12 protein-coding genes, 1 pseudogene and 1 riboswitch are annotated in these 11,234 nt (G+C 36.2%); of the genes and pseudogenes, 8 read left to right on the top strand and 5 right to left on the bottom strand.

All coding sequences use genetic code 11. The features are described from left to right. Positions 1 to 5: 5 nt before the first annotated feature. Positions 6 to 443 carry a cell wall hydrolase gene (locus G5W_RS0103855; RefSeq protein ID WP_010094385.1) on the bottom strand — a complete coding sequence of 146 codons (438 nt, stop codon included), beginning with the start codon at positions 441 to 443 and terminating at the stop codon, positions 6 to 8. A gap of 206 nt (positions 444 to 649) precedes the next feature. Between G5W_RS0103855 and G5W_RS0103850 the strand changes: the two genes are divergently transcribed. The 6 genes and pseudogenes from G5W_RS0103850 (at position 650) to G5W_RS21925 (ending at position 4,895) form a co-directional block, all read left to right on the top strand. After that, on the top strand, positions 650 to 931 hold the full coding sequence (locus tag G5W_RS0103850) for a hypothetical protein (RefSeq protein ID WP_010094384.1): 282 nt from the start codon (positions 650 to 652) through the stop codon (positions 929 to 931). Between the two features lie 212 nt (positions 932 to 1,143). Beyond that, the gene (locus G5W_RS21930) at positions 1,144 to 1,761 is read left to right on the top strand and encodes a class I SAM-dependent methyltransferase (protein WP_010094382.1); all 618 of its coding nucleotides are present in this window, start codon (positions 1,144 to 1,146) and stop codon (positions 1,759 to 1,761) included. Beyond that, positions 1,709 to 1,993 (top strand): hypothetical protein, encoded by a 285-nt coding sequence (locus tag G5W_RS24165; RefSeq protein ID WP_010094379.1) that lies wholly within the window; start codon positions 1,709 to 1,711, stop codon positions 1,991 to 1,993. The genes G5W_RS21930 and G5W_RS24165 overlap by 53 nt, the downstream gene beginning before the upstream one ends. A 29-nt stretch (positions 1,994 to 2,022) precedes the next feature. Beyond that, positions 2,023 to 2,724 carry a Type 1 glutamine amidotransferase-like domain-containing protein gene (locus G5W_RS0103840; RefSeq protein ID WP_010094377.1) on the top strand — a complete coding sequence of 234 codons (702 nt, stop codon included), beginning with the start codon at positions 2,023 to 2,025 and terminating at the stop codon, positions 2,722 to 2,724. An 82-nt stretch (positions 2,725 to 2,806) separates the two neighbouring features. After that, a complete protein-coding gene (locus G5W_RS0103835; RefSeq protein ID WP_010094376.1) occupies positions 2,807 to 4,051 on the top strand; it encodes an MFS transporter in 1,245 nt (414 codons plus the stop codon). 81 nt (positions 4,052 to 4,132) lie between these two features. Beyond that, a pseudogene (locus G5W_RS21925) lies at positions 4,133 to 4,895 on the top strand (GNAT family N-acetyltransferase). A 269-nt stretch (positions 4,896 to 5,164) separates the two neighbouring features. On the opposite strand, the gene G5W_RS0103820 reads toward G5W_RS21925, so the two are convergent. Next, complete coding sequence (locus tag G5W_RS0103820) at positions 5,165 to 5,620, bottom strand: acyl-CoA thioesterase (protein ID WP_010094372.1); 456 nt, start codon at positions 5,618 to 5,620, stop codon at positions 5,165 to 5,167. 203 nt (positions 5,621 to 5,823) lie between these two features. Then, a riboswitch (cobalamin riboswitch) is annotated at positions 5,824 to 6,002 on the bottom strand. Between the two features lie 151 nt (positions 6,003 to 6,153). Between G5W_RS0103820 and G5W_RS0103815 the strand changes: the two genes are divergently transcribed. After that, the gene (locus G5W_RS0103815; RefSeq protein WP_010094370.1) at positions 6,154 to 7,017 is read left to right on the top strand and encodes a cation diffusion facilitator family transporter; all 864 of its coding nucleotides are present in this window, start codon (positions 6,154 to 6,156) and stop codon (positions 7,015 to 7,017) included. A gap of 79 nt (positions 7,018 to 7,096) precedes the next feature. On the opposite strand, the gene G5W_RS0103810 is transcribed toward G5W_RS0103815, so the two are convergent. Continuing rightward, on the bottom strand, positions 7,097 to 7,963 hold the full coding sequence (locus tag G5W_RS0103810; protein WP_010094369.1) for a YitT family protein: 867 nt from the start codon (positions 7,961 to 7,963) through the stop codon (positions 7,097 to 7,099). Positions 7,964 to 8,090: 127 nt separating this feature from the next. Here G5W_RS0103810 and G5W_RS0103805 point away from each other — a divergent pair, with 127 nt between their 5' ends. Next, on the top strand, positions 8,091 to 8,567 hold the full coding sequence (locus tag G5W_RS0103805; RefSeq protein WP_010094368.1) for an NUDIX hydrolase: 477 nt from the start codon (positions 8,091 to 8,093) through the stop codon (positions 8,565 to 8,567). 56 nt (positions 8,568 to 8,623) lie between these two features. Here G5W_RS0103805 and G5W_RS0103800 read toward each other — a convergent pair whose 3' ends face one another. Both G5W_RS0103800 and G5W_RS0103795 read right to left on the bottom strand, forming a co-directional pair. Beyond that, entirely contained in the window at positions 8,624 to 9,400 is a 777-nt protein-coding gene (locus tag G5W_RS0103800) for a hypothetical protein (RefSeq protein ID WP_010094367.1), read from the bottom strand. Between the two features lie 167 nt (positions 9,401 to 9,567). Then, positions 9,568 to 11,178 (bottom strand): esterase/lipase family protein, encoded by a 1,611-nt coding sequence (locus G5W_RS0103795; RefSeq protein ID WP_010094365.1) that lies wholly within the window; start codon positions 11,176 to 11,178, stop codon positions 9,568 to 9,570. Positions 11,179 to 11,234 lie beyond the last annotated feature (56 nt).

Here is an 11,234-nt window from a genome sequence, read left to right as displayed (position 1 = left end):
TTTTTTTATACATAAACAGATGGACATGTGTTAGCTTGTGGTTCATAATAACAATGTTGCTTAAATTGCCCTGCGAACGGTTGACCGTACCAAGTAGGTGGACACTCACCATAAGGATTAAAATACCAGAGAGAATATTTGGATGGGTGCTCTCGCCAAAAGTCTAAAGTTTGTTTGGCTAATCTTTTTTCTACACCTCTTGCACGATTATAGAACACATTCCCTTTTTGTACTGCCTCAAAGGAGTAATTCCCCCCTTGCACTTGATAAATGACATCCGAAATTGTCCTCAAATCAACAAAATCAAGACAATTAGCTGCAAGCCGATTAACAATCACATTTCCAACCATAAGCATACCTAGTTTTCCTTCTCCTTCAGCCTCTGCACGCATCATCCTGGCCACTAAATTAACATCATTTTCCGTATATTTAACTCTCGCCAATTTTATCACCTCTATTGGAATTGTATGTATGAAGCTATCGTAAGGTTATTGTTTAAATTCTTATTCAGTTTGTATAATTCAAAAGTCCTCAAAAAATTCAGTTGGATTTGTGGTACTATTTTATGTAATAGGATTAGATTTGTTCTTTTAATAAGTGTTAGTTTTAGAAATCACATGTACAAAGTGAAAAAGGGGATGATTATGAGATGAGTAAACGAAAAATACTCTTACTGATTAATCTTTTAGTAAGTGGTGTAATAGCATTTGCAATTTCAATGTTTTATGCCCAAGGTACGATTGGAGAAAATTATACGGATGAAGTATATGTGGCACCAGAGTTTTTCATCGTGTTAGTAATATGGGGGATAGGTGCATTATTTGCATGCTTTCAATTCTATAAAGATAAACTTTTATTTTTTGTATCGTCTCTTGTTATTACATGGCTTTCCATTCCTTTAGGAATTTTCCTCGGATTTGCCATAAAATGATCGTTACTTATGGATAGATTTGAATAACAAAAGTGATTGATGTTCTCTTCTCTATGACAACTATCAATCTTCTTGGATTAGAAACGACTTTACAATTATTTCTGGAGCTATTTCTGCAATGTTCAAATGTTCATTGGTTAATAGATGAATTTCTAAGAAGAACGAAATGTAAACCTGTTTGAAATTACTGATTTAGAAGGAAGAGGTGTTATATGAAAGACATAGTTGAGAATATCCTAGATTATATGGCTACAGATGGAATTGCTTACGATATACAAAAGGTTCAAACAGCACATCGTATAAAATTAGTTGATTCCTGGGGAATTAAACCTGGAAGTCGTGTACTAGAAATAGGATGTGGACAGGGAGATACTACTGCCGTTCTGGCACATTTTGTAGGGGAGGATGGCATGGTGCATGGAGTGGACATAGCCTCTCCAACCTATGGGAGTCCAATTACACTAGGGGAATCAGCTGAGAAATTAAAACAATCGAAACTAGGTAGCCGAATTAAAATAGATTTTAATATAGATATTTTATCTCAGAATGTAGATTTTCCGACAAATACATTCGATTACATCGTATTCTCTCATTGCTCTTGGTATTTATCATCTAGAGATGAGTTACTATCTATTATGAAAAAAGTTAAATCTTGGGGCAAAACTTTATGCTTAGCGGAATGGAGTACGGATATTTCTTCTATTGAACAGTATCCGCACTTATTAGCCATCATAATTCAGGCACATTATGAAGTATTTAAAGAGGAAAGTGAATCCAATGTACGTACATTATTTACACCTCAGGACTCAGGATATCAGGTTAGTTGTTGAAGAAGCGGGCTGGAATAATATAGAAGATGCCACAATTGACTCACCTGAATTGCAGGATGGGAATTGGGAAATTGATATGGTGCTTGGAGGAATTCACAAAGAGCTGGAGCAGCTAGATCATATGCCAAAGAAACAAGTAGATTTAGTAATGTCCGAGGTTACAATGCTAAAAACTTTTGTAGACACGAAGAATGTAAGACCGTTATCTGTATATAGTTTAACTGCTAGGTAATCTATCTTGAAGGAGAGGAAATAGAGATAATGAGACAAATTATCGCATTAGGTGGTGGAGGGTTTTCGATGGAACCGGATAATCACTTATTAGATCAATACATACTGAAACAGTCTAATCAATCATTCCCCAAAATATGCTTTGTCCCAACTGCAAGTGGTGATGCTGATAATTACATCACACGTTATTATCACTTCTTTGATATACAACCTTGCAAACCGTCACATTTATCTCTATTCCATCCACCTACTAGAGATTTAGAAGGCTTCTTGCTAGAACAGGATATTATCTATGTAGGTGGAGGAAATACCAAGAATTTACTTGCTTTATGGAAAGAATGGGGAATTGTTGATATATTGCGGAAGGCTTGGAATCAAGGCATTGTATTAGCTGGAATTAGTGCAGGTGCAATTTGCTGGTTTGAAAAGGGTGTTACCGATTCATTTGGAGATGGGTTAGAGCCTATAACGTGTTTAGGCTTTTTGGAAGGGAGTAACTGTCCTCATTATGATGGTGAAATAGCAAGAAGATCAGCCTATCATTCCTTAATTGCTTCTGGAGCTATCCAACCTGGAATAGCAGTTGACGATGGCGTGGCAATACATTTCATAGATAAAGAGATTGTTAATATTGTAAGTTCAAGACCGAGTGCAAAAGCCTATAAGGTGGAATACAATCAAAATATAAACGAAATAGAACTAGAAACAAGATTCTTAGGTTCAACCAAATGAACTAGGGTGGGATTACCTTTCCATTTTTCATTAACTCCCATAAGTCTAGAACAAAGTGAAAATAGAACAATAGGAGCATTATATGAACAACATTCTAAAAAGTTGGAAAGAACCAGCTTTACTATTATCTTCTATAGGAATTTCCAGTATTGGGGATTTTATTTATCTAGTAGCAATCAATATCATTGTGTATCAACTTACTGGTTCAGCAGCAGCAGTAGCGGGACTATGGATAATTGGTCCATTAACCAATATCGTAACGAAGTTCTGGACAGGCAGTTTCATTGATTATCGCAGTAAGAGAAAAGTCTTGATTATTACCTATATTACACGCGCAATCCTTATTTTCTTTATACCACTTGCGCCGAATATGGTTGTTATCTACGCAATTCTAGTCCTGCTCAGTGTTGCAAAATCTTTCTTTACTCCATCATCGATGACCTATGTGACATTAGTAGTACCTCAAGAAAAGAGGAAACGTTTCAATTCTATACAATCATTTGCTAGTTCTGGGGCGTTTATTATTGGGCCGTCCATTGGGGGAACACTTATTTTAATGACTTCCATTGAAATAACGTTGTGGTTAAATGCTATTTTCTTTTTAGTATCTGCTGCTCTATTGTTTTTTCTACCTGAAAAAGAGAATATTAGAAACCAGGAGATCCCATCTTTAACAATCTCACAAGTAGTACAAGATTTTAAAGTAGTACAAACATTTATGTCTAAGCATACATATGTATCGTTTATTTACCTGGCTTTTATTCTGGTGATGATATTCTCATTTGCGATGGATACACAAGAAGTCGTATTTACGCAACAAGTAGTTGGGCTTTCTGAGTTAGACTATAGTTTATTAATTAGTATTACAGGGATTGGCTCCGTAATCGGTGCATTCGTATTAACGGTATTGTCAAATAGATTATCATTGCGATATATGATAGTTGTTGGTATTACAATGATGACTATAGGATATGTGATCTATGCTTTATCGTGGTCCTTTTTCTCTATCGTAGTAGGATTTGTTATTTTAGGATTTTTTAATGTGTTTCTAAATGCAGGGATTACGACTTTTTATCAAAATAATATACCAGTGGAAATTATGGGAAGAGTAACGAGTATTTTTCAACTAATCCAAAGTACAGTACAAGTATTATTTATATTAGCAATTGGATTTATTGCTGATAGTTTTTCCTTAAGGGTCACCATTGTCACCTTAGCAATCATAATGCTACTATCTGCTATTGTTTTTTCAATCCTTGTCTGGAAACCTGATAAAAAGGATTTTTATAAAGAAGAAAATACGATGAGGAATGTAAGTGGAGAATAAAGAATTAAGAATTAAGAATTTAATGAAGGTTGGAGAATCCAATAGAGTGAGAACATACTTAATGAAGAAAGTAGGAACGGAATGATTTATGAAGCCAATATGAAGGCAAGAAAAAAGTTAGTACCTATGTTGTAGATATTGATAGCACTATTATTTTATCCTATCTACAGGGTCATATGGGAAAGGGCTGGGTAAACGACCTTGACAATCCAAAGGTAGCACAAATTACGGTAGGAATATTTGTATTTTATGCAGGCGACCCTAATACAAAGGAAGCAGAAGAAATGCTCCAAACCTTCCAGATTTTCCTTTTATAATTGTTGAGTCTGATGACTGGAAAAAACGGATAGAAACGGTTCACCAAGGTAAAATTGAAGCTTTCAAGCGCTATAGGTTCGAGAAGAATCCACAACATTTAAGAGAATTACATATACGAAATCTAATGGTCTCACTACCAGAAGGTTTCGAGATGAAGAAAGTTGATGAGGATATTGCAAATACAGAGTCTTTCCAGGAACTTTCAGAGGACTTTATCAGTCAATTTGCTTCTATCAAATATTTTATCAATAGAGGGGTTGGTTATGCGATCATTCGTAATGGACAAGTGATTTCGGCAGCAACGTCATTTAGTATTTATGATGAAGGAATTGAGATTGAAATCGCAACAAATTCCCAGTATAGAAGAAAAGGCTTAGTAACGATTACTGCTGCAGCTATCATATTAGATTGTCTAGAGAATGGGAAATATCCTAGTTGGGATGGTGCCAATGAATCCGTACAATTGGCACAGAAACTAGGTTATATGCTTAAGGAAACCTATGATACTTATTTTATAAACCAATAGAATCCCAGAATATAGATTTTAATAAAAAGGGGCAGGGACAAAAATATAGACGATTCGAAAGCGATAGCTCTGAGGAGGCTCAGCCGCCGCCCACTGTAAAGAAGACACTACGAGGTACTTTCGAACAGATGTCGCCCCTGTATGGAAGCAAAAGCGAAGTATATTTCCGGTGCGGGTTTTCCCACTACCTATTGTATTGTTCGGATTCTGAATAGACTAAAATATCTTTTGTCCCGGCCTCTTTTGCTTATATATTAAGCATACGATTATTATCGAACTAACATCTTCCTTCGCTCGCTTGCTTCATGGTAAAGCTCTTGTTCCCGCTCTGTCTCAGGGATAACTCCTGGAACAGGAACTGGCTTGCCATTTTCATCAATAGCAACCATGGTTAACAAAGAAGTGGTAGTTAGGCTCTTTGTTCTTGTTTGAATATGTTCGCATTCTACCTTTACATAAACCTCCATGGATGTTCTTCCGGTATAAATGACAAATCCTTCTAAGGTTAGGACATCACCGACTTTAGCTGATGATAGAAAATCCACTTTATCTATGGATGCCGTAACGACAGCCCTTCCACTGTGCTTCATCGCAGTAATCGCTGCAATCTCATCTATATAAGCTAAGACCTTCCCACCGAAAATACTTCCTAAATGATTCGTGTCAGGCGGTAATACTAGTTTTGTTTGTATCGTTCGAGATACATTAGTTGATAGTTTTTCCATCCATTCTTCTCCTACTTTCCTTTTTGGTGATTTAGGTATTATCTGCATCTAGTCTTCTAGGAAAATAAAAAATCCATACTTCATAAAGAAGATGGACATCTTGTTAGAGGGCACGAGAAAAAAGCTAAGATTCCTAGACTCATTATCCGTCTAAATCTTTAACTTATACCTTGCGTTCTAACCTTCCCAGCTCCCGAAGAAGATCATACAAAATAAATAAGGCAGGTCTCCTGACTTGTGCTTCACTTTACTCTAAGCCTTCCCATCCTAAGACAGTGGTCATTCTTATTTCATCCACACTTACAGTTGCGGGTACAGTTCTGGATTTCCACCAGATTCCCTTTTAAGTCTTAAAAAAGACACCCTATTCATCGGCATATATTTCTATGTAGTTTAACACCTATCACTATAAATGTAATATATTTTTTCCATTCTGCCAACTATCCAAATTACTTTAAGAAAATAATATTGACTAATTATAAAAAGAGTATTATTATTTATTTATAATAATTATAAATAGGGTGGTTTATCATATGAGTGATAGTATCAGGGAGAATGAATCTGCAATAAAGAATAGAAAACTATTAATATGGGCGGCATCTTTAACATTATTCTTTGCCACATTAGAAATTGTCTATGGCTTGATTTCTGGATCACTGATGATTATTGGAGATGGCGTACATATGGGTTCCGACGCTATTTCACTTATTCTTTCGTTAGTCGCTGTAATTATTGCTTCCAAAGCAGCGACAACCAAGAAAACATTCGGGTATAAACGCTTTGAGCCAATTGCTGCTTTTGTGAATGGATTTAGTCTTATATTAATCCCACTATATATCATATATGAAGCGGTTAACCGTATCGTTAACCCTGTGGAGATTATACCGATTCAAATGCTTGTTATTGGAATAATTGGCTTATTGATTAATGGATTAGTTGGATTTATTCTGTCAAAAGGAAGCTCCAATCTAAATATGAGAAGCGCCATTTTACATGTGGTTGCAGACATGATTACAAGCTTAAGTGCAGTAATTGTAGCACTTGCTATTCTATTCTTCGACTTAGTTTGGTTAGATCCGATTGGAAGTATCGTGACTTCCATTATTATTATCCGTGGTGGTATAAAAATAACGAAGGAAGCATTTCATATCCTAATGGAGGGTACTCCAGAAGGGTATTCTGTAGAAGTGATTGAAGATACAGTAAGTAGAATAAATAGCAGTATTACGATTAACCAAGTTAAGATATGGTGTATCAATGAAGCCGAGGTTTATGCACTTATTCGATTAAAGAATTGTCCTTCTGTGATAGAAGGTGCGCAAAAAATTAAGAAGGAGATAGCAAAGGCAACGAACATACCTCCCGGCCATATTTATCTTGATGTTACATCCTTCTAAATGATAAAAAAGAGGGATTTTGCTTCATATTAGTGCAAAATCCCTTTCTGAACTAATGATCCATTTTTGATAATGATGATTAGTGTATGGCATTCTTGAATTTTCCACCATGAGCTTCTTGAGCATCCATGATGGTAATAAAGGCCTTTGAATCAGTCTCATGTACAATGGATTTTAACTTGGCAATTTCTAAACGAGTTAGAACGACATAAATGACCTCTTTATCATTCTCTCTAAATCCACCCTTACCATACAATTTTGTAATCATACGACCTAAACGTTCTTGAATTGCTTCACCGACTTCTTCGTAATTATCAGAAACGATAATAGCTGCTTTCGTATCACCGGTTAGACCTTGCCCAACTAAGTCAATTGCTTTAGAGGCAATGAAGTACGTAATAATCGAATACATGGCTTGCTCCCAACCGAGAACAAATCCTGCCCATCCAAAGATGAAGATGTTGAAGAACATAACGAATTCTCCAACTGAGAACGGAAACTTGCGAGTAAGTAGAATTCCAAGGATTTCAGTTCCATCTAAGGCACCACCATTGCGGATGACAATACCAACTCCAACCCCTAAAATTAACCCTCCAAAAACAGTGGCTAATAAAGTATCGTTAGTTGCTGGTGCAAAGGAATGTAAAGCTGGTTCAATTAACGCTAAAGCTACGATACTGAACAAGGAGGAAATAACGAAGCTTTTCCCGATAAACTTATATCCAGCAAAAAGAAATGGTAGGTTAAAAATGAAGATTAAAATACCAAAATTAAGTCCAGTTAAATTATTGGTAAGTAACGAGATACCGATAATACCACCATCGATAATGGTATTTGGAATTAAAAAGAGCTCTAGAGCAATTGCTGCGATCGTTGCGCCGATTAACATCATAATAAATCGGAAAATGATGCTACCAACAGATTCTTTTTTATGTTGTTTTCCCATGTCATCACCTTCTTTTATTCATTTCAAAAAAATGGTACTTTAAAATTATACATGAAAATTGTCAGTTTATGTTATGCATATGCATGTAATACATACTTTTTTTCAAAAAAATGGAGGAGATATTAAAATGGACATATCGGTATCAATCGGGGATGGAATATTTAACTTCCGAACAGGAGTAATCTTAATAGATAAGGATCGAGTGCTATTACATCAAAAAGAAGGAGATGATTTTTGGGCACTGCCTGGAGGAAGAGTATCCATGTTTGAGAGTAGTATGGATTCTGCTGTTAGGGAAATTCGTGAAGAGATAGGAGTAGAGATAATGGTAGACAGGATGCTGTGGCATACAGAGAATTTTTTTCTATTCGAGGAAAAGAAATTTCATGAAATCGCAGACTATTATGTTGCAACTATTTGCGGCAATGAGATTCAACAGAAAGACGTGTTTGAAGGTATAGAAGGAGAGGAAACGCTAATCTATAAATGGTTTCCTATCGAAGACCTAAAAAATGTTGAACTGTACCCAGAGTTTTTGAGAGAGGGAATAAGCAATTTACCAGATCATCCAACCTTTCTGACAATAACACAAGAGGGAAGTTAATCCCAATATTGAAAATGAAAAAGTGAGTCTGATAGGTTTGACAGACTCACTCTTCATTATAGTCTTACATTTATCCTGGAATTCTTATCTCCTTTGTAATAAAATACTCCCTCTACAATGGATGTATCTGGAAAAAGTAAATGATCCCAATAGGATTTAAGTGCTTCCTCATGATCGACGATTTGATTGAAATTTTGCAGAGCCAGTATGGAGTTGACATTAAAGTCATAGCCGAATTCTAAATAAGTTTGAAATATCTTTAGCTTTTCAACAGTAAGCTGATTTTTACGTTGGAATAGAGCTGGATAAAGTACAGAACGGTAATGTTGTAATTTTGAATTTCTAGCAACTTGATTTATCAACTTTCTACGATTATATTTAATTGCCAAATCCATATATTTTTCAGGAATGGTTGGCTCAAAAATAAGCTTGTAAATGTCGTGCTTATTACAACCAACCCTATGGCAAATAAGTTGGATGTTATTGTTTGTATGTTGTAGTAATAGTGCTGCATATTCATATTTTAGGCGATGATTTACCTTCTCTCTGAGACAAGACTGAAATACATAATAGGTCCAATCGAGGTCCGATAGCGTAGGATGATTAGTTATATAAACTGGAATCATAATGTTTCGTTTGGCTGTTTTTAACATATTATAGGCCTCGATACCTTTATGTAAAAAAAGTTCTCCATCTGCATTTCGAATGACATGGATGTAGGGAATATTGGTTTCAGTGTATTTGTGATAGGAGTTACGAGTAACAGGATTGATAGTTGTGTGCTTTGCTTTTATTTCTTGAAAGGAAACCCATTCTACTCGAATAATGTCCATTGAAACCAGTCCTTTACTTGTAATGGAACGCTACACATCCTAAAAGGAGGTTTTACCTTGTAAAGCCTATGTGTCAGGTGAATTGTCCTATAACTTTGTAACCCAAATGTAATAGAAAAGGAGCTAGTTTGTTTATACTAGCTCCTTCGATTTCTCGAACTGGTTATTTACTTTACATAAACAGAGTCGATAATGGTTCGTTTAAATGATGTACCATTCTTTGTTTTTCCTTCAATATCAATCGTTATATTATATACTTCATTCTTTTTCGTAAAGGTAAGTACTTTGGAAAGATCTTTCGCATTCTTTACAGACACAGAATACTTGTTTTTAGGGTTATTGGACTGTGTAATATGATACGTAGCCTTTAGTGAACTTTCCTCTACGGTTGTTTGATCAGCTTTTAGTTCATATTGTAGTTGTGAATTGGTCACCAACCTAGGATTTTGTCCTGTTGTAATTAGCTTTGGTGAATCAAAATGAGCTTGCAGTAAATAAGCATCTTCCTGGTTGCTTCCGATTACTATTTTCCATTCCCCTTCCATCGGAGCATTTAGTGTTACACCATGATGCAGTGCACCGATGAATATCCCTTCTTCTACCTTCTTAGAGGTGACTTTTGGTGTCACTACTTTTCCAGATGGAGAGATGAATTTCAATTTCTCTAAAGCATTCGTTGTCATAAGGCTAAGCGATATTTCTTTCACATTGTCTTCAACAGTAAGGGCAATTTCTGTTTCTTTTTCTGCTGCTAATGGACCACCTTGTACCCATTGATTTAACACAATATCATTTTTACTGATAGAATCATTTTCTAATTGGTTTGCTAGGCTACTTGTACTATACAGGTTTTGATCTGATATATAGTCATCAAATACAGAGAAGGTTACGCCAGTTCTAATCGATGTATGATTCCAATCACTAATGGCTATTTGTGTACCACGTGGTAATTTACTACTTGCTGTTGTCACAACGCCATCATTGGAACCGAACTGGTTTAAGTACATTCCACCAAACCATGTCGAGGAAAATGCAGAACCCCACCCTGTTCCGCCAAGTGTATAGTAATCATTGTAGTAGGCTCTGGATTGGGCTTCTATCTGGGAACGAAAATTAGCCATTTCACCCATTTGCATGGAATAGGTTCCATCTCCTTGTGCACCAAGTAAATCTGCTAACCAGCCTGCGCCAGAGCTATAGGCTAGGTCTGCTAGTTGTGACCCGTGATGAGGGCTTGAAAGGGTAATAACATTATCAACATATTGCCAGGCACCATAATACGTTAAGGCAGTTTGTGTATCCACACCTCCTTTACTATAGGCAATAACCGTAATAGGTTTACCACCGAAGTGAGTGGATATTTCTCTGATTTTCTCCGCTAGTAATGCCCCATTGTCCCACATGCTAGCAGATGCTCCGCCAGCATCGTGTAATTGAATAAAAGTGGTTTGATATCCTGCGTCACGAGCAGTTTGATACATATTATTATCTTCCCAGAAAACTTGAGCTGTATTGTTTAGACCAGGTACGAATAGTAGAATAGGGGCATTTGGAATTAGGTTTGGTGGGGTATCCCCAATATACCATTCTCCGGGAGTTTCGGTATTGCCGTTGTTGGCTTTTCCAGTTAGTGATATGCCAGGTTCTTCCTTTTGGAACAGGATTGGGTCTGGAATTGAAGTGGTTTCTTTCTTATCGGCAGCCATTACGGGAAAGGGACCAGCAAATCCCAATACCAGTACCACCACCATAAACAAAATTGAAAAACGGTTTCGCATACAAATTCCTCCTCATATGTATTCCTTCCATCATATTCCTATAGGAAAGGCTTCAT

Source organism: Ornithinibacillus scapharcae TW25 (assembly GCF_000190475.1).
In the GTDB taxonomy this organism is placed as follows: domain Bacteria; phylum Bacillota; class Bacilli; order Bacillales; family Amphibacillaceae; genus Ornithinibacillus; species Ornithinibacillus scapharcae.
This window is presented reverse-complemented; position numbering and strand designations above follow the sequence as displayed.